The 17,766-nt window shown below is 67.8% G+C and carries 21 protein-coding genes; 16 read left to right on the top strand and 5 right to left on the bottom strand.

Annotated elements, in window-relative coordinates:
• Positions 1-43 precede the first annotated feature (43 nt).
• The 16 genes from rimM to GGR25_RS12520 all read left to right on the top strand — a co-directional run bounded on the left by rimM (position 44) and on the right by GGR25_RS12520 (position 12,622).
• Entirely contained in the window at positions 44-607 is a 564-nt protein-coding gene (gene rimM / locus GGR25_RS12595) for a ribosome maturation factor RimM (RefSeq protein ID WP_183399129.1), read from the top strand.
• A complete protein-coding gene (trmD, locus tag GGR25_RS12590) occupies positions 604-1,302 on the top strand; it encodes a tRNA (guanosine(37)-N1)-methyltransferase TrmD (RefSeq protein ID WP_183399128.1) in 699 nt (232 codons plus the stop codon). Before rimM ends, trmD begins: the two co-directional genes overlap by 4 nt.
• Positions 1,303-1,472: 170 nt before the next feature.
• Positions 1,473-1,790 (top strand): 50S ribosomal protein L21, encoded by a 318-nt coding sequence (rplU, locus tag GGR25_RS12585; RefSeq protein WP_183399127.1) that lies wholly within the window; start codon positions 1,473-1,475, stop codon positions 1,788-1,790.
• A gap of 131 nt (positions 1,791-1,921) precedes the next feature.
• Positions 1,922-2,194 carry a 50S ribosomal protein L27 gene (gene rpmA / locus GGR25_RS12580; protein WP_183399126.1) on the top strand — a complete coding sequence of 91 codons (273 nt, stop codon included), beginning with the start codon at positions 1,922-1,924 and terminating at the stop codon, positions 2,192-2,194.
• A gap of 120 nt (positions 2,195-2,314) precedes the next feature.
• Positions 2,315-2,971: a GNAT family N-acetyltransferase gene (locus GGR25_RS12575; protein WP_183399125.1), complete on the top strand. Its 657-nt coding sequence runs from the start codon at positions 2,315-2,317 to the stop codon at positions 2,969-2,971.
• On the top strand, positions 2,943-3,500 hold the full coding sequence (locus tag GGR25_RS12570) for a GNAT family N-acetyltransferase (protein ID WP_183399124.1): 558 nt from the start codon (positions 2,943-2,945) through the stop codon (positions 3,498-3,500). The genes GGR25_RS12575 and GGR25_RS12570 overlap by 29 nt, the downstream gene beginning before the upstream one ends.
• Positions 3,497-4,540: a GTPase ObgE gene (obgE, locus tag GGR25_RS12565; protein ID WP_183399123.1), complete on the top strand. Its 1,044-nt coding sequence runs from the start codon at positions 3,497-3,499 to the stop codon at positions 4,538-4,540. Before GGR25_RS12570 ends, obgE begins: the two co-directional genes overlap by 4 nt.
• Positions 4,537-5,691 (top strand): glutamate 5-kinase, encoded by a 1,155-nt coding sequence (gene proB / locus GGR25_RS12560; RefSeq protein ID WP_183399122.1) that lies wholly within the window; start codon positions 4,537-4,539, stop codon positions 5,689-5,691. The genes obgE and proB overlap by 4 nt, the downstream gene beginning before the upstream one ends.
• A 72-nt stretch (positions 5,692-5,763) precedes the next feature.
• The gene (locus GGR25_RS12555; protein WP_183399121.1) at positions 5,764-7,056 is read left to right on the top strand and encodes a glutamate-5-semialdehyde dehydrogenase; all 1,293 of its coding nucleotides are present in this window, start codon (positions 5,764-5,766) and stop codon (positions 7,054-7,056) included.
• On the top strand, positions 7,053-7,703 hold the full coding sequence (locus GGR25_RS12550; protein ID WP_380146719.1) for a nicotinate-nucleotide adenylyltransferase: 651 nt from the start codon (positions 7,053-7,055) through the stop codon (positions 7,701-7,703). The genes GGR25_RS12555 and GGR25_RS12550 overlap by 4 nt, the downstream gene beginning before the upstream one ends.
• Before the next feature lie 194 nt (positions 7,704-7,897).
• The gene (gene rsfS, locus GGR25_RS12545) at positions 7,898-8,281 is read left to right on the top strand and encodes a ribosome silencing factor (RefSeq protein WP_183399120.1); all 384 of its coding nucleotides are present in this window, start codon (positions 7,898-7,900) and stop codon (positions 8,279-8,281) included.
• A gap of 14 nt (positions 8,282-8,295) precedes the next feature.
• Positions 8,296-8,775 (top strand): 23S rRNA (pseudouridine(1915)-N(3))-methyltransferase RlmH, encoded by a 480-nt coding sequence (gene rlmH / locus GGR25_RS12540; RefSeq protein ID WP_183399119.1) that lies wholly within the window; start codon positions 8,296-8,298, stop codon positions 8,773-8,775.
• A 174-nt stretch (positions 8,776-8,949) separates the two neighbouring features.
• A complete protein-coding gene (locus tag GGR25_RS12535) occupies positions 8,950-10,242 on the top strand; it encodes a murein hydrolase activator EnvC family protein (RefSeq protein WP_246409603.1) in 1,293 nt (430 codons plus the stop codon).
• Positions 10,239-11,573: a S41 family peptidase gene (locus GGR25_RS12530; protein ID WP_183399117.1), complete on the top strand. Its 1,335-nt coding sequence runs from the start codon at positions 10,239-10,241 to the stop codon at positions 11,571-11,573. The genes GGR25_RS12535 and GGR25_RS12530 overlap by 4 nt, the downstream gene beginning before the upstream one ends.
• 167 nt (positions 11,574-11,740) lie before the next feature.
• Entirely contained in the window at positions 11,741-12,004 is a 264-nt protein-coding gene (locus GGR25_RS12525) for a hypothetical protein (RefSeq protein WP_183399116.1), read from the top strand.
• Between the two features lie 99 nt (positions 12,005-12,103).
• Entirely contained in the window at positions 12,104-12,622 is a 519-nt protein-coding gene (locus GGR25_RS12520) for an RNA pyrophosphohydrolase (RefSeq protein ID WP_183399115.1), read from the top strand.
• Positions 12,623-12,703: 81 nt separating this feature from the next.
• Here the strand turns inward: GGR25_RS12520 and GGR25_RS12515 are convergent, their stop codons facing one another.
• From GGR25_RS12515 to GGR25_RS12495, 5 genes are all read right to left on the bottom strand, one after another.
• Positions 12,704-13,108, bottom strand: coding sequence for a F0F1 ATP synthase subunit epsilon (locus GGR25_RS12515; RefSeq protein WP_183399114.1), 405 nt, complete (start codon positions 13,106-13,108; stop codon positions 12,704-12,706).
• A gap of 119 nt (positions 13,109-13,227) precedes the next feature.
• Positions 13,228-14,676, bottom strand: a complete 1,449-nt coding sequence (gene atpD / locus GGR25_RS12510; RefSeq protein WP_183399113.1) for a F0F1 ATP synthase subunit beta — start codon at positions 14,674-14,676, stop codon at positions 13,228-13,230.
• 26 nt (positions 14,677-14,702) lie between these two features.
• Positions 14,703-15,581: a F0F1 ATP synthase subunit gamma gene (locus GGR25_RS12505; RefSeq protein ID WP_183399112.1), complete on the bottom strand. Its 879-nt coding sequence runs from the start codon at positions 15,579-15,581 to the stop codon at positions 14,703-14,705.
• Between the two features lie 62 nt (positions 15,582-15,643).
• The gene (gene atpA / locus GGR25_RS12500; protein ID WP_183399111.1) at positions 15,644-17,173 is read right to left on the bottom strand and encodes a F0F1 ATP synthase subunit alpha; all 1,530 of its coding nucleotides are present in this window, start codon (positions 17,171-17,173) and stop codon (positions 15,644-15,646) included.
• Positions 17,173-17,733, bottom strand: coding sequence for a F0F1 ATP synthase subunit delta (locus tag GGR25_RS12495; protein WP_183399110.1), 561 nt, complete (start codon positions 17,731-17,733; stop codon positions 17,173-17,175). The genes atpA and GGR25_RS12495 overlap by 1 nt, the downstream gene beginning before the upstream one ends.
• Positions 17,734-17,766: the final 33 nt, after the last annotated feature.

Raw genomic sequence — 17,766 nt, 5'->3', positions numbered from 1 at the left:
CGCTGCCGCCCTCCCCTTCGCGGGGAGGGACCGGAGCTTCGCCATGGCGCATGACGATCCGCTGCGTGAGGACAGGATCCTCCTCGGCCAGTTCGGTGCCGCGCATGGCATTCGCGGCGAGGTGAAGCTGCACGCCTTCGCCGAGGATCCCGCGAGCCTCGCCGACTATGGCCCGCTGACGCTCGACGACGGCCGCGTCGTCGAGATCGTTCAGCTGCGTCCGCAGGGCGAGGCGCTTGTTGCGCGCGTCAAGGGCGTCGCCGACCGCAATGCGGCCGAGACGCTGCGCAACCGCAAGCTCTACATCCCCCGGTCGGCCCTGCCGCCGCTGGAGGACGAGGACGATTTCTATCACGCCGACCTCGTCGGCCTTTCGGCCGAGCGCCGCGATGGAACCTCGCTCGGCCGTGTCGTCGCCGTGCAGGATTTCGGCGCGGGCGACCTTCTGGAAATCCTCCCGGAAGGCGGACGCAGCTTCTACCTCCCCTTCACCCGCGCCGTGGTCCCGGTCGTCGACATCACCGGCGGGCGGCTCGTCGTCGAGCCGCCGGACGAGACCGAGGCGCGCGAGGGCGACGAGACGGCGAGCCCGGAGGACGGGTCGTGAGCGTTCCGCCCTGGCGCGCCACGGTCCTGACGCTCTATCCCGAGATGTTCCCCGGCCCGCTCGGCACATCGCTGGCCGGCCGTGCGCTCCAGGACGGCACCTGGGCGATCGAGGCGCGTGACATCCGCGCCTCGGCCACCTCACGCCATCGCAATGTCGATGATACGCCGGCCGGCGGCGGGCCGGGCATGGTGATGCGCGCCGACATCGTGGCGGCGGCGATCGATGCCGCACTCACGCCGGACGACACGCGCCCGCGCCTCCTGATGAGCCCGCGCGGCCGTCCGCTCCAGCAAAGCCGCGTGCGCGCTCTCGCGGAGGAGCAGGGCGTGATCGTCGTCTGCGGCCGGTTCGAGGGCGTGGACGAGCGGGTGATCGCGGGACGCGGCCTCGAGGAGGTCTCGATCGGCGACTATGTGCTGTCCGGCGGCGAGCTCGGCGCCATGGTGCTGATCGATGCCGTCGTCCGCCTGCTGCCCGGCGTCATGGGCGCGAGCGCCTCGGGCGAAGAGGAGAGCTTCGAGGGCGGGCTGCTCGAATACCCCCATTATACGCGGCCGCGCGAATGGGAGGGGCAGTCGATCCCCGAAATCCTGCTCTCCGGCGACCATCAGGCCATCGCCCGCTGGCGCCGCGCGGAAGCGGAGCGGATCACCCGCGAGAGACGGCCCGACCTCCTGGCCGCCCGCCGCTGAACGGCGCAGAAAAGGCCGATTTCCGACCGTTCGGCCTTGACAGGAACAGCCTCGCCCGTATAACAGCGGCCGATCACGGTGCGGCAGAGCAGTCGCGCCGTTTTTCATTCGCTTTAGCCTGACTGAAAGAAGCCGGCCCTTTGAGGCTGAGCTGAACAACGGAAAGAACAATGTTCGCAGTCATCAAGACCGGTGGCAAGCAGTACCGCGTTGCCGCCAATGACGAGCTCGCCGTCGAGCTTCTGGCCGGTGAAGCCGGCGATACCGTCACGTTCGACCAGGTGCTCCTGGTCGGCGACGAGGCAGGCACCACCGTCGGCGCGCCGACCGTTGCCGGCGCCACCGTCACCGGCGAGATCGTCGACCAGACCCGTACGCGCAAGATCCTTGTGTTCAAGAAGCGCCGGCGTCAGAATTCGAAGCGCAGCCGCGGCCATCGCCAGCACCAGACCGTGGTCCGGATCACCGGCATCTCGGCGGGCGCCTGAGCAGGCACCGAGCGGCGCTCCGGCCCAACGGCCGGGCACCAGGTTTCATCGAGGCTCCGCGGGTCGAACGCGTGAGCCGGGAAGACCGGGCCTGAGGCGGCTCGCTTCCTGAAGCGGAATTGGAGTGGATCATGGCACACAAGAAGGCAGGCGGTTCCTCGCGCAACGGTCGCGATTCCGCGGGTCGCCGTCTCGGCGTCAAGAAGTTCGGCGGCGAAGCCGTCGTCTCGGGCAACATCATCATCCGCCAGCGTGGCACGCAGTGGCATCCCGGCACGGGCGTTGGCCTGGGCAAGGATCACACGATTTTCGCCGTCGAGGACGGTGTGGTCGCGTTCCGCCGCAAAGCCAATGGCCGTACCTACGTCTCCGTCGCCCCAGTGGCGGTAGAGGCTGCAGAATAACCGGTCATTCCCAAGGAACGCCGGTGTCACCATGACCCCGGCCGCGCCTGATGACGGTCCAGTTGCGAGGGGAGATGGGACACCATCTCCCCTTTCTTCATGGCCCATCGGGAGGCGACGATGCAGGACGACGGCGGCGAAGCGGCGAGCGACGACGAAGAACGGTGGCTGCCGACACGGCGGCTGCAGCTTCGCCCGCCAAGGCGGGGCGATGTGGCCGCCCTTTCGGCAGCGCTCGACAATCCGCGGGTGGCGATGGGGCTGGTCAACGTGCCCTACCCCTATCTGCGGAACGACGCGGAGGCCTGGGTCGAGCGCGAGCGCGCGCGTCCCTGCGCCTCCGGCGCCAGCTATGTCGCCGTGGCGCGGCGCGAGGGCGGGCTGGTCGGGGCCGCCTTCCATAGCCGCAGCGACAGCTGGCCCGATGGCTTCGAGATCTCGTTCTGGATCGCCGAGCGCTTCTGGGGCCGGGGTTTCGGGACGGAGGTCGCGCATGCGATCGTCGACCACGCCTTTCAGGCCGGCGGCGCCGAGCGGCTCTGGTGCGCGATCCGCGTCAACAGCGCGGCGGCCCGGCGTGTCGCGGAGAAGTGCGGCTTCCAGTTCCGCGATACGGGCATGATACGCTCGCTCGCGGCGCGCGGCGCGGTGCCGATCGAACGCTTCGTGCTCGAGCGACGCGTCTGGGCCAGCCTCAAGGCCTGGGGCGCAGAGGGCGCGATGCGCAGGACGCCACAGGAGGCGGACAATGAAGACGATGCGATCGACGCCGCCTGACCGGATCCTGGCCACGGACCGGCTCGTCCTTCGGCCGGCCGAACTCTCGGACGCGCCCGCGATCGCGGCCGGCCTCGACGATTTCGAGGTGACGCGCTGGCTGGCGCGCGTGCCCTTTCCCTACAGTCTGGACGAGGCCGAGCGTTTCCTCGTCTGGGAGCGCGGGCAGCGCTGGGGCGGCGAGGATCGCGTGTTCATCGTCGACCGGAACGGCCCGATCGGTCTCGTTTCCCTGCGCGGTCGCGGCGCCGATCCCGTGCTCGGCTACTGGCTCTCGCGCCAGCACTGGGGCCAGGGGCTGATGAGCGAGGCGGTCGCCGCCGTCGTCGACGATGCTTTCGCCGATCCCATGATCGAAACGATCCAGTCCGGCGTCTTCGAGGGCAATCAGCGCTCGCTGGCGATCCAGACCAAGCTCGGCTTCGAGATCATCGGTCACTCGCGCCAGCATAATCTTGCGCTTCGGCGCGATCTTGATCATATCGACACCCAACTGACGCGCACGCGTCATGCCGAGTTCAAATCATGAAGTTTCTCGACGAGGCGAAGGTCTACATACGCTCCGGTGACGGTGGCGCGGGCAGCGTCTCCTTCCGCCGCGAGAAGTTCATCGAGTTCGGCGGTCCCGATGGCGGCGATGGCGGGCGGGGCGGCGACGTCTGGGCCGAATGCGTCGACGGGCTCAACACGCTGATCGACTATCGCTACCAGCAGCATTTCAAGGCCAAGACCGGCGTGCATGGCATGGGCCGCAACATGGCCGGCGGCCGAGGCGCCGACGTCGTGCTGAAGGTGCCGGTCGGCACGCAGATCTTCGACGAGGACAAGGAGACGCTGATCGCCGACCTGACGCATCCCGGCGAGCGTGTCCTGCTCGCCAAGGGCGGCAATGGCGGCTTCGGCAATGCCCATTTCAAGACCTCGACCAACCAGGCGCCGCGCCGCGCCAATCCCGGCCTCGAAGGCATCGAGCGCTGGATCTGGCTGCGGCTGAAGCTCATCGCCGATGCCGGTCTGGTGGGACTGCCGAACGCCGGCAAATCGACCTTCCTTGCCGCCGTCTCGGCCGCCCGGCCCAAGATCGCCGATTATCCCTTCACCACGCTCCACCCCAATCTCGGCGTCGTCCGCGTCGACAGCCGCGAATTCGTGATGGCCGATATTCCCGGCCTGATCGAGGGCGCGCATGAGGGTATCGGCCTCGGCGACCGCTTCCTCGGCCATGTCGAGCGCTGCCGCGTGCTGCTGCATCTGGTCGATGCAACGCAGGAGGACCCGGCGGAAGCCTACCGCGTCGTGCGCGGCGAGCTCGAGGCCTATGGGGCCGGGCTCGACGAGAAGCCGGAAGTCGTCGCGCTTTCCAAGGCCGATGCGCTGCCGCCGGACGAGATCGAGAAGAAGAAGAAGGCGCTCGCCCGCGTCGCTGGCAAGACGCCGGTGGTCCTCTCCTCCGCCTCGGGAGCCGGCGTCGAGGGCGCGCTCCGCGTGCTCTGGCGGATCATCGAGGAAGGGCGGACGAGCGACCCGAACGACGTGCCTTCGCGCAAGGCCGAAAGCTGGACACCATGAGCGCCACCGCCCTCGCCGCCGAGTCCTCGGCTGGCCTCAAGCCCGGCAATTTTCGCCGCATCGTCGTCAAGATCGGCTCGGCCCTGCTGGTCGACCGGGCGAATGGTCGGCTGCGCGAGGACTGGCTCGCGGCGCTGATCGAGGATGTGGCGGAACTCGCCTCCGGCGGCCGTGACGTGCTCCTCGTCTCCTCCGGCGCCATCGCGCTCGGGCGTGGCGTGCTCGGCCTTCCGGGCGGCGCGCTGCGGCTCGAAGAGAGCCAGGCGGCCGCGGCCGTCGGGCAGATCGCACTGGCGCGCGCCTATTCGCAGATGCTCGACCGGCACAACCTCCGCGCCGGGCAGATCCTGCTGACGCTCGGCGACACCGAGGAGCGGCGGCGCTATCTGAATGCGCGCTCGACGATCGGCACGCTGCTGAAGCTCGGCGCGATCCCCGTGATCAACGAGAACGACACGGTGGCGACGACCGAGATCCGCTATGGCGACAATGACCGCCTCGCGGCGCGCGTCGCCTCGATGATGGGCGCGGACCTGCTCGTCCTGCTGTCCGACATTGACGGGCTCTATACCGCCCCTCCGCACACCAATCCCGACGCCCGGCTGATCCCCGTCGTTCCGCGCATCACGCCGGAGATCGAGGCGATGGCGGGCGGTGCGGCGTCGGAATATTCGCGCGGCGGCATGAAGACCAAGGTCGACGCCGCGAAGATCGCGACGGCGGCGGGCGCCACCATGGCGATCGCGCTCGGCAAGCCGCTGCATCCGCTCAAGCGGATTGCGGAGGGCGGCACCGCGACCTGGTTCCTCGCCGAGGGCAGCCCCGTCGCGGCGCGCAAGAGCTGGATCGCCGGTCATCTCGATACGCATGGGCTGATCGTCATCGACGAAGGTGCGGTCCGGGCGCTGCGTTCTGGCAAGAGCCTGCTTCCGGCCGGCGTGCGCCGCGTCGAGGGCTCGTTCCAGCGCGGCGACGCGATCATCATCCAGGGGCCGGCGGGCGAGGAGGTCGGCCGTGGCCTCGTCGCCTATGACGCGGCCGATGCGGTCCGCATCGCCGGACGCAATTCGAGCGAGATCGCCACGATCCTCGGCTATACCGGCCGCGCCGCCATGGTGCACCGGGACGATATGGCGCTGCGGGGCGAATAGGCAGTTTTCGGGTGGAATGCACCCGGGCGAAGGGCGTTTGTCGGCGCCTCTTCGGGATCTGAGGGAATGATCATGACGACGACGGCCGTTCTGAAGCGCGAGAGCGAGGACGTGGCGAGCGTGATGCTGGCGATGGGCCGCAAGGCCCGTGCCGCCGCCCGCAGGATCGCCCTCGCCCCATCGGCCGCCAAGGATCAGGCGCTGCGCGCCATGGCGTCGGAGATCCGCGCCGCCGCGCCCGCCATCCTGGAAGCGAACGCGCTCGACGTAGCCGCCATCAAGGCTTCCGGCGCGCTCCCCTCCTTCATCGACCGCGCCACGCTGACGCCGGCTCGCATCGAGGCGATGGCCCGCGGCGTCGAGGAGATCGCCGACCTCGCGGACCCCGTCGGCGCCGTCACGGCAGCCTGGGACAGGCCGAACGGGCTGCATCTGGAACGCGTGCGCACGCCGCTCGGCGTGATCGGCGTCATCTATGAGAGCCGGCCCAACGTCACCGCCGACGCCGGCGCGCTGACGCTGAAATCCGGCAATGCCGTCATCCTGCGCGGCGGCTCGGACACGCTCCGCACATCGGCCGTCATCCATGCGGCGCTCGCGCGCGGCCTCGAGGCGGCCGGCCTGCCCGCCGACGCGATCCAGATGGTGCCGCTCGCCGACCGCGCCGCCGTGGGCGCCATGCTCGAAGGCCTCGGCGGGTCGATCGACGTGATCGTGCCGCGCGGCGGCAAGAGCCTGGTCGCGCGTGTGCAGGACGAGGCGCGCGTTCCCGTCTTCGCCCATCTCGAAGGCATCGTGCACATCTACATCCACGCGGCGGCCGATCTCGCCATGGCGATCCCGCTGGTCGTGAACGCCAAGATGCGGCGCACGGGCGTGTGCGGCGCGGCGGAGACGCTGCTGATCGACCGCGCCGTCGCCGGCACGCATCTGGTGCCGATCGTCCGCGCGCTGATCGATGCGGGCTGCTCGATCCGGGGCGACGAGGAGACGCGCCGCCTGGTCGCCGAAGCGACGCCGGCGAGCGAGGCGGACTGGTCGACGGAATATCTCGACGCGATCATTGCGGTGAAGGTCGTCGACGGCCTCGACGCGGCGATCGACCATATCGAGACCTATGGCTCGCACCACACCGATGCGATCATCACCGCCGACCAGGCTGCGGCCGACCGCTTCCTCGCCGAGGTCGATTCGGCCATCGTGCTGCACAATGCCTCGACCCAGTTCGCGGATGGCGGCGAGTTCGGTTTCGGCGGCGAGATCGGCATTGCGACGGGACGGATGCATGCGCGCGGGCCCGTCGGCGTCGAGCAGCTCACCTCGTTCAAATATCGGGTCCACGGCGCAGGCCAGACCCGGCCGTGAGCCCCGAGGATTATTCCGATCCCGCGCTGCGGGCTGCGCTGAAACTGCCGGCCGCCGCGGCCGGACAGCGCATCGGCCTGTTCGGCGGCTCCTTCGATCCCCCGCATGCCGGGCACCTGATGGTCAGCCGCGCCGCGCTCCGCCGGCTGAAGCTCGACCAGCTCTGGTGGCTGGTGACACCGGCCAATCCGCTGAAGGACCATGCGCCCGGCGCGCTGGCCCGCCGCGTCGAGGCCGCCCGGGCCATGGCTGCGAACGAGCCGCGCATCCGCGTCACCGCGATCGAGGCCGCGCTCGGCACGCGCTATACGGCCAAGACGCTGTCGATCCTCAAGGCGCGGCGGCCGGGCGTGCGGTTCGTCTGGATCATGGGCGCCGACAATCTGCGCCAGTTCCACCGCTGGCGGCAGTGGCGCGAGATCGCCGGCATGATGCCGATCGCCGTCTATGATAGGCCGGGCAGCACCTTCGCGGCCGGCGCCGCGCCGGCCGCCTCCGCGCTGGCATCGTTTCGTATCAGCGAGACGGACGCCGCCGGGCTCGCCTTCCGCGCGCCGCCCGCCTGGACGGTGCTGCACGGCCATCGCATGGCGATTTCCTCGACGGCGATCCGCGCCGGCGGCGCCAATCCGCACGATTCAGTCTGACGCATTGCAGACGGCGTCTTGAAAGCTTCACCCGCTCGTGCCTATCTTTTGAACATGCGGCAAAAGCTGCATGGGTTAGCGTTCTGTTCCGGCCATCTCGAAAGGCCAGATGCGCCCCATGGCGAAAGGAAGAACCACTGACGACGGCAATTCAAACCGAGGCCGCGCCTGAGCGCGTTCCTCAGCGGACGGCTGTGCGCCGGCAGATTGCGGCGGATGACGTCCTGAAGACTGTCCTCGAAAGCCTCGACGATTCGAAGGCCGAGGAAATCGTGTCCATCGACATTGCGGGCAAATCGGCGCTGGCGGACTACATGGTCGTCGCCACGGGCCGTTCGCAACGTCACGTCGGCGCGATCGCGGACCATATCGCCCGCGACATCGAGGAAGCCGGCGGACGCGTCTCCAGCATTGAGGGCACACCCCATTGTGACTGGGTGCTCATCGACGCGGGCGACGTGATCGTGCACGTCTTCCGTCCGGAAGTCCGCACCTTCTACAACATCGAGAAGATGTGGACGGCCGACGCGCCGAAGGCGACCGGCCTTCGCAGCGTGACGGAGCCGAACGCCGGCTGAGCGCCGGACGGACGATGCGTGTAGCAGTCTTCGCGATCGGGCGGCTCAAGTCGGGTCCCGACAGCCTTCTGATCGAGCGCTATGTCGAGCGCGCCAAACTCGCCGGCCGCAGTCTCGGGCTGGATGTGAGCGCGCGCGAATTTTCTGAGAGCCGGGCCGGCCGTGCGGAAGACCGCATGGACCAGGAAGCCACGACCATGCTGAACGCGCTGCCCAAGGGCGCGCGGTTGGTCGTGCTCGATGAACGCGGCACGGCGCCCACCAGCGCCGACTTCGCCCGCCGCATCGGGCGCCTGCGTGACGACGGCGTCCCCGACCTCGTCTTCGCCATCGGCGGCGCCGATGGGCACGGCGCCGCGATCAGGGCCCGCGCCGATGAACTGCTCGCCTTCGGGCCGATGACCTGGCCGCACCAGATCGTCCGCCTCCTGCTCGCCGAGCAGGTCTATCGCGCGGTGACCATTCTCTCGGGCCACCCTTATCATCGCGAATGATCCGTCGCGCTTCGGCCGCAATTGCCGAGCATGGATGAAAGGCGGCGGTGTATAGACAGCCGGCCCGCAGGGCCGCTGCGAGCGGCCGGCCGAACGCTTCTCTCGGTTCCTCATAACGTGCGACGCTGCTCGAATTCCACGTCATCCTTCCAGGCCGCCGCCATGGCGGCCGTGATGATGCTCGGGATGAATTCGGCGATGGCGCAGGACGTGCCGGCGCCGGCGCCCGGATCGGCGGCCGCCGCCGAACAGAGCGCCCGCCGCGCCGAGCTCGACGCGATCACGCATGACATCGAGGTCACCAAGGAGCGCCAGGACGCGCTGCAGGCCGAGATCGCCAGGCTCGAGCAGGACAGCACCTCGCTCAATACGGCTCTGGTCGACACGGGCGATCGCGCCCAGGAACTCGAAAAGAAGATCGACGACGCCGAAAAGCGCATGAGCAGCCTCCTCGACGAGGAGAAGACGGTTCGCGATTCGCTCGTAGCCCGGCGCGGCGTTCTCGCCAATGTGTTGGCCGCGCTGCAGCGCATGGGCCGCAAGCCGCCGCCGGCGATCGTCGTCCGACCGCAGGATGCCCTTTCCGCCGTGCGCAGCGCGATGCTGCTCGGCTCCGTCGTGCCGGAACTGCGGACCGAGGCGACATCACTCGCCGACGACCTCAACCATCTCGTGGCGCTCAAGGCCGAGCAGCAGCGCGAGCGCGACCGCATGCGGGCCGATGCCAGCGCCCTCGCCGAGGAGCGCACGCGCATCCAGCTGCTGGTGGAGGAAAAGAAGAAGGCCCGAACCGCGTCGCAGGATCAGCTGGTCGCGGAGCAGGCCCGCTCGGAAGAGCTCGCCAAGAAGGCGACCAGTCTCAAGGACCTGATCGCGAGCCTCGAGGACCAGATCGCGGCTTCGGCCGACGCCGCAGCCTCGGCGAAGCAGGCCGAGGCGGACAACCGGGCGGCGGTCGAATCCGGAAAGGCGCCGGCGCAGCCCTCCAATCTCGGCGCGCCGAACCGCATCGCGCCCGCCGTCGCCTTCGCCAGCACGAAGGGCATGCTGCCGCGCCCGGTCAACGGCACCGAGGTCAGGGGCTTCGGCGTGCCGGACGGCCTCGGCGGCATCACGCAGGGAATTTCGATGGCGACGCGCGCCGATGCCGGTGTTTCGTCGCCTTCGGATGGCTGGGTCGTCTATGCCGGCCCGTTCCGTTCCTACGGACAACTCTTGATCATCAACGCCGGCGGCGGATATCATGTGTTGTTGGCAGGAATGGAGCGGATCGACGTCGAACTTGGACAGTTCGTGCTGGCAGGCGAACCGGTCGCGGTCATGGGATCGCGACTTTTGGCCAGCAACAATGTCGACGGTATTGGCGCTACGCAGCCCGTGCTCTATGTCGAATTCAGAAAAGACGGAACCTCGATCGACCCGGCCCCATGGTGGGCGCGATCCAACGACGAAAAGGTTGGCGGATGATTCGTAATGCTACCCTGCTCCTGGCCGGCACGATCATCGGCGCCGCGGCCACGGTAACGCTGAGCCAGATGCCGGATCTGGTGCCCGGCGTGGCGCACGCCGCCGTTTCCGACACGTACCGGCAGCTCAACCTGTTCGGCGACGTGTTCGAACGGGTGCGCTCCGACTATGTCGAGAAGCCCGAGGATTCGGCGCTCGTCGAAGCCGCCGTCAACGGCATGCTGACGTCGCTGGACCCGCATTCAAGCTATATGAATGCGAAAGAGTTTAAGGACATGCAGGTGCAGACCCGCGGCGAGTTCGGCGGGCTCGGCATCGAGGTCACGATGGAGGACGGCGCCGTCAAGGTCGTGTCGCCCATCGACGACACCCCGGCGCAGAAGGCCGGCATCCAGGCGGGCGACCTGATCGTCGCGATCGACGGCGATGCGGTTCAGAACATGAACCTGAACCAGGCCGTCGAGAAGATGCGCGGCGCGGTCAACACGCCGATCACGCTGCAGATCCAGCGCAAGGGCGTCGCCAAGCCCTTCGACGTCAAGATCGTCCGCGACGTGATCCGCATCCAGTCGGTCAAGTCGCGTCCCGAAGGCGACATCGGCTATATCCGCATCTCCTCCTTCAACGAGCAGACCTTCGACGGGCTGAAGAGCGCGATCGATAAGCTCGACAACGAGATCGGCCGCGACAAGATCAAGGGCTACATCCTCGATCTCCGCAACAACCCCGGCGGCCTGCTCGACCAGGCGGTGGCCGTGGGCGATGCGTTCCTCGACAAGGGCGAGATCGTCGCGACTCGCGGGCGCCATTCCGACCAGAACACGCGCTACGATGCGCGGCCGGGCGATCTCTCCGACGGCAAGCCGGTCATCGTGCTCATCAATGGCGGCTCGGCCTCGGCGTCCGAGATCGTCGCCGGTGCCCTCCAGGACCAGAAGCGCGCGACCATTCTCGGCACGCGCTCCTTCGGCAAGGGCTCGGTCCAGACGATCATCCCGCTCGGCTCGAACGGCGCCATCCGTCTCACGACGGCGCGCTACTACACGCCGTCGGGCCGGTCGATCCAGGCCAAGGGCATCGATCCGGATATCCAGGTGCTGCAGGACCTGCCGCCGGAGCTGAAGGACCAGGTCACTGACACCAAGGGCGAGGCTTCGCTCAAGGGTCACCTGACCAACGAGGCGGGTGGCGCCGAGGGCGGCGGCTCGCAGGCCTATGTGCCGCCGGAGGCGAAGGACGACAAGCAGCTGCAGCAGGCGATCGGCCTGCTCGACGGCAAGGTCGCCAATAGCGCCTTCCCGCCGGACCCCAAGGCGGTCGTCCCGAACTGAGCAGCGAACGAGCGGCGCCCCTGAGGCGCCGCTTTTCTGCCGGCCGCGGCCTACCACAGCGTCATGCGCCGGCTGCCGTGGCCGCGCCGCAGGGATAGCGGCCCCCGACAGACAGGCGGGCCACGCTACGTCCTGCCGCATTCCAGCACAGGGTTCCGGAGCAGCGCTTGCCGGACGACTATTCCGCCCCTCTCGGATTGGATCGCGACCGCCGCGCCATGCGCTGGCGCATCTGGCCGATCGCGCTCGCCCTGTCGCTCGGCCTCGTTGGTTTCGTCGTGGGCTGGGCGATCGTGTTCCATGATCCCGATGGCGGGCAGCCCGTCCTCCGCCAGCAACTTCCGACCGTTCCGGCGGTCCTCCCAGCTCCCCCGCCGCCCGCCGAACCGGCCGACGATCCCTCCGGCCAGGTCATCATCCGCGATCCCTGATCGGCGCAGCCCGGCCGGTCGCGGCGTTGTCGCGAAGCGGACTTCCCTTCGCCCGAAAACGCTCTAAGTTGCCGGCGCCGGCGCTGGAGGCCGGATGCGATGTCCAAGAAGAAGCCGATCGATCCTTCGACCCTGCCCTATCGCCCCTGCGTCGGCGTCGTCGTCTTCAACGCCGCCGGGCTCGTCTTCATCGGCGAGCGCTCGCCCAATGCCGAGCTGGTCGCCGGCGATCCGGTCTGGCAATTGCCGCAGGGCGGTATCGATCCCGGCGAGGACCCGCTGCCGGCCGCGCGGCGCGAGCTCTATGAAGAAACCAACATCCAATCGGTGGCGCTGATCGAGGAGGCCGAGGGCTGGTTCGACTACGACCTGCCGCCGGAGCTGGTCGGCGTGGCGCTCAAGGGCAAGTATCGCGGCCAGCGCCAGAAGTGGTTCGCCTTCCGCTTCGAGGGCGAGGAGCGCGAGATCGACGTCCTCTCGCCCGGCGGCGGCGCCTTCGAGGCCGAGTTCATCTCCTGGCGCTGGGAGCGGCTCGAGGAACTGCCGCAGCTGATCGTGCCGTTCAAGCGCAAGGTCTATGAGAAGGTCGTGGCGGCCTTCCGCCATCTGGCGCCGTAACGCGTACCGTCAGTTCGAAGCCCCCAAACGAAACGGCCGCCCGATGGGCGGCCGCAATCACGTCGATGCCTTGTCGGTGGCTCAGTGCGCCAGCGCAGCCTGGGCTTCCTTGAGCTGCGCGATCTTCTGCGCAGCGGCCGACTTGGCCTCGTCATCCGTGGCGTCGGCGAGGTCTTCCTCGGCGTTCTTGATCTCCGTCGCGATCAGATTCGGATCGAGGCTCTCGACCGGAACCGCCTGCTCGGCCAGGATGGTCAGACCCGTGGGGCTGACATCGGCGAAGCCGCCGCGGATGAAGTATCGCTGGCTCGTGCCGGAGACCGGCGTGACGGTGATCACGCCCGGCTTGATGGTCGACATGAACGGCGCCATGTTCTTCAGCACCGTGAACTCGCCCTCGGTGCCCGGCACCACGACCGCGAGCACCTGCTCCGAGAAGAGCAGCCGCTCCGGCGAGACGAGTTCGAAGGAAAACGGTTCGGCCATGTGGCGCTTGCTCCTGCCGAGCGGCCACCGCGCGAGGCGATGGCACGCTTCAAACTAACCTGTCGGCGCCGCTGCGCCGCCGGAACGAGCCGGCCGCGCAGTGACGCGTCGTCGCGCGATCAGGCCGCCGCAGCGAGCTTCTTCGCCTTGGCGACGGCTTCCTCGATCGTGCCGACCATGTAGAAGGCGGCTTCCGGGAGGTGGTCGTAGTCGCCGTTGCAGAGGCCCTTAAAGCCCTTGATCGTGTCCTCGATGCGGACCTGGACGCCCGGCGAACCCGTGAAGGCCTCGGCGACGTCGAAGGGCTGCGACAGGAAGCGCTCGATCTTACGGGCGCGGGCCACGGTGAGCTTGTCCTCTTCCGACAGCTCGTCCATGCCCAGGATCGCGATGATGTCCTGGAGCGCCTTGTAGCGCTGCAGGATCTGCTGCACGCGACGGGCGACCGCATAGTGCTCCTCGCCGACGATCGCCGGCGTCAGCATGCGCGAGGTCGAGTCGAGCGGATCCACGGCCGGGTAGATGCCCTTCTCGGAGATGGCGCGCGAAAGCACCGTCGTCGCGTCGAGGTGGGCGAAGGAGGTGGCCGGCGCCGGGTCGGTCAGATCGTCGGCGGGCACGTAGATGGCCTGCACCGAGGTGATCGAACCCTTGTGGGTGGTGGTGATGCGCTCCTGCAACTGGCCCATGTCGGTCGCGAGCGTCGGCTGGTAGCCCACCGCCGACGGGATACGGCCGAGCAGAGCCGACACTTCCGAACCCGCCTGGGTGAAGCGGAAGATGTTGTCGACGAAGAACAGCACGTCCTGGCCCTGGTCGCGGAAATGCTCGGCGACGGTCAGGCCGGTCAGCGCGACGCGGGCGCGGGCGCCCGGCGGCTCGTTCATCTGGCCGAACACCAGCGCGCACTTGGACTTGACGTTCGAGTCCTTGTCATGCGGATCGGCGTTCACCTTGGAATCGATGAACTCGTGATAGAGGTCGTTGCCCTCGCGGGTCCGCTCGCCGACGCCGGCGAACACCGAATAGCCGCCGTGAACCTTGGCGACGTTGTTGATCAGCTCCTGGATCAGCACCGTCTTGCCGACGCCGGCGCCGCCGAACAGGCCGATCTTGCCGCCCTTGGCGTAAGGCGCCAGCAGGTCGACGACCTTGATGCCGGTGACGAGGATCTGACCTTCGGTCGACTGCTCGGAATAGCTCGGGGCCGGGGCGTGGATCGGGCGCAGGCCCTCCGCGTCAACCGGGCCGGCCTCGTCGATCGGCTCGCCGATCACGTTCATGATGCGGCCGAGCGTGCCGATACCGACCGGAACCTGGATCGGAGCGCCGGTGTCGCGCACGGGCTGGCCGCGCACGAGGCCTTCCGACACGTCCATGGCGATGCAGCGCACCGTCGACTCGCCGAGATGCTGGGCGACCTCGAGCACGAGACGGTTGCCGTTGTTCTCGGTCTCGAGCGCGTTCAGGATGGCGGGCAGATGGCCTTCGAACTGAACGTCGACAACGGCGCCGATGACCTGCGTGATGTGGCCCGAATGACCGGTCTGCTGATTGGTGTTCGCCATGGTGTTCAACCTCTTCAAGAATCCGGTCAGAGCGCCTCGGCGCCCGAGATGATTTCGATCAGTTCCTTGGTGATCATCGCCTGGCGCGTCCGGTTGTAACGGAGCGTGTACTTCTTGATCATCTCGCCGGCATTGCGCGTGGCATTATCCATCGCCGACATCTTGGCGCCCATCTCGGAAGCGACGTTCTCGAGCAGAGCAGACAGGATCTGGATCGAGACGTTGCGCGGCAGCAGATCCTCGAGGATCGCGGCTTCGTCGGGCTCGTATTCGTAGATGACCTTTGCGCCGTCAGCCTCTTCCGCGGCCGTCACCTCGGCCGGGATGATCTGCTGCGCGGTGGGCAGCTGCTGGATGACGGAGCGGAACTTCGCATAGAACAGCGTCGCGACGTCGAACTCGCCCTTCTGGTAGAGCGACAGCACCTTGCGGCCGATCTGCTCGGCCTCGTTGAAGCCGATCTGACGGACGGAGCGCAGCTCCACCAGCTCAATGATCTGGTCCTTGAACTGGCGGCGGAGCAGATCATAGCCCTTCTTGCCGACGCAGAGGATCTTCACGATCTTGCCGTCGCGCTGCAGGGCGATCGCCTGATCGCGCGCCAGACGCGCGATCGAGGAATTGAACGCGCCGCAGAGGCCGCGCTCGGCGGTGCAGACGATCAGGAGATGCGTCGCGTCCGAGCCGGTTCCCGCGAGAAGGCGCGGTGCATCGGCGCGGCCAGCGACGCCGGCTGCGACATTCGACAGCACCACGCTCATGCGCTCGGCATAGGGACGCGCGGCCTCGGCCGCGGCCTGCGCACGGCGAAGCTTCGCCGCGGCGACCATCTGCATCGCCTTGGTGATCTTCTGCGTCGCCTTAACCGAGGCGATGCGGTTTCGTAGGTCCTTAAGGCTCGGCATGAGCGTCCCTGTCGAGGCGAGGGAGGGCCGGCGCGCTCATCGCGCCAGCCCGACCTTCAGCTTCAGGCGTAGTTCTTCGAGAAGGCGTCGAGGGCGGCCTTGAGCTTGCCGCGGATCTCGTCGTTCAGCTCGCGCTTGTCGCGGATCGCATCGAGCAGGTCCTTGTGCTCGGTGCGCAGCGAGGTGAGCAGGGCCTGCTCGAAGGGGCCGACCTGGCTGACCTGGAGCTTGTCGAGATAGCCGTTCACGCCGGCGAAGATCACCGCGACCTGCTCCTCGACCTTCAGCGGCGAGAACTGCGGCTGCTTCAGGAGTTCGGTCAGGCGGGCGCCACGATTCAGCAGGCGCTGCGTCGTCGCGTCGAGGTCGGAGCCGAACTGCGCGAACGCCGCCATCTCGCGGTACTGCGACAGCTCGCCCTTGATCGGGCCGGCAACCTGCTTCATCGCCTTGATCTGCGCGGCGGAGCCGACGCGCGACACCGACAGACCGACGTTCACCGCCGGACGGATGCCCTGGTAGAAGAGGTCCGTCTCGAGGAAGATCTGGCCGTCGGTGATCGAGATCACGTTGGTCGGAATGTAGGCCGACACGTCGTTGGCCTGCGTCTCGATGATCGGCAGCGCCGTCAGCGAACCATTGCCATTGTCGTCGTTCAGCTTGGCCGCGCGCTCGAGCAGGCGCGAATGCAGGTAGAAAACGTCACCCGGATAGGCTTCGCGGCCCGGCGGACGGCGGAGCAGCAGCGACATCTGGCGGTAGGCCACGGCCTGCTTGGAGAGATCGTCATAGACGATCAGGGCATGCATGCCGTTGTCGCGGAAGAACTCGCCCATGGCGCAGCCGGCGAAGGGCGCCAGGTACTGCATCGGCGCCGGGTCGGAGGCGGTGGCCGCGATGATGATCGAATATTCGAGCGCGCCGCGCTCCTCGAGCACCTTCACGAACTGCGCGACGGTGGAGCGCTTCTGCCCGATAGCGACATAGACGCAATAGAGCTTCTTCGACTCGTCGCCGCTCTCGTTGATCGGCTTCTGGTTCAGGATCGTGTCGAGCGCCACGGCGGTCTTGCCGGTCTGGCGATCGCCGATGATGAGCTCGCGCTGGCCGCGGCCGATCGGGATCATGGCGTCGATCGCCTTGAGGCCGGTCTGCATCGGCTCGTGCACCGACTTGCGCGGAATGATGCCCGGCGCCTTCACGTCGACGCGGCGACGCTCGGTGTATTCGATCGGGCCCTTGCCGTCGATCGGGTTACCGAGCGCGTCGACGACGCGGCCGAGCAGGCCCTTGCCGACCGGAACGTCCACGATCGCGCCGGTGCGCTTGACCGTATCGCCCTCGGAGATGTCGCGGTCGGAACCGAAGATCACGACGCCGACATTGTCGGTTTCGAGGTTCAGCGCCATGCCTCGGGTCCCGTTCGGGAACTCGATCATCTCGCCGGCCTGGACATTGTCGAGACCGTAGATGCGGGCGATGCCGTCACCGACCGACAGGACCTGTCCGACTTCGGAAACCTGAGCCTCGGAGCCGAAGTTCTTGATCTGCTCCTTGAGGATTGCGGAGATTTCTGCGGCGCGGATGTCCATCAGCCGACCTCTTTCATGGCGATCTTAAGGGAATTGAGTTTGGAACGGAGCGAGGTGTCGACCATGCGGCTGCCGACCTTCACGACGAGACCGCCGAGAAGGGCGGGATCGACGGACGTCGCCAGCGTGACATCCTTGCCGAGCTGCGCCTTGAGCGCATCCTTGAGCGAGGCGGTCTGCGCGTCGCTGAGCGGCTCGGCGCTCGTCACCTCAGCAGTCACCTCGCCGCGGTGACGGGCAACCATCGCGCGGAACGCTACGATCATGCCGGGCACGGCGAACAGGCGACGATTATTGGCCGCGACCTTCACGAAATTGCCGACCAGGCCGGAGATGCCCGCCTTGTCGAGAACCGCCGACATCGCACGGGCCTGATCCTCGGCGGCGAAAACGGGGCTCTTGACGAGACGGGTCAGATCCTCGCTCTCGGCCAGCAAAGCAGTGAATCGGGTCAGATCGGCTTCGACGGCATCGATCGTGCCGCTTTCGAGCGCGAGTTCGAAGAGAGCCGACGCGTAGCGCTGGGCCACTCCTGAGACGATACTTTGCTGCTCCGCCACCTGAACCTCGCTGTCAGACCTTGCGCCGGGCTC

The sequence above is a fragment of the Kaistia hirudinis genome, assembly GCF_014196455.1.
GTDB classification, from domain to species: domain Bacteria; phylum Pseudomonadota; class Alphaproteobacteria; order Rhizobiales; family Kaistiaceae; genus Kaistia; species Kaistia hirudinis.
Note: the sequence above shows the minus strand (reverse complement) of the source record. Positions and strands in the feature narration are given on the sequence as shown.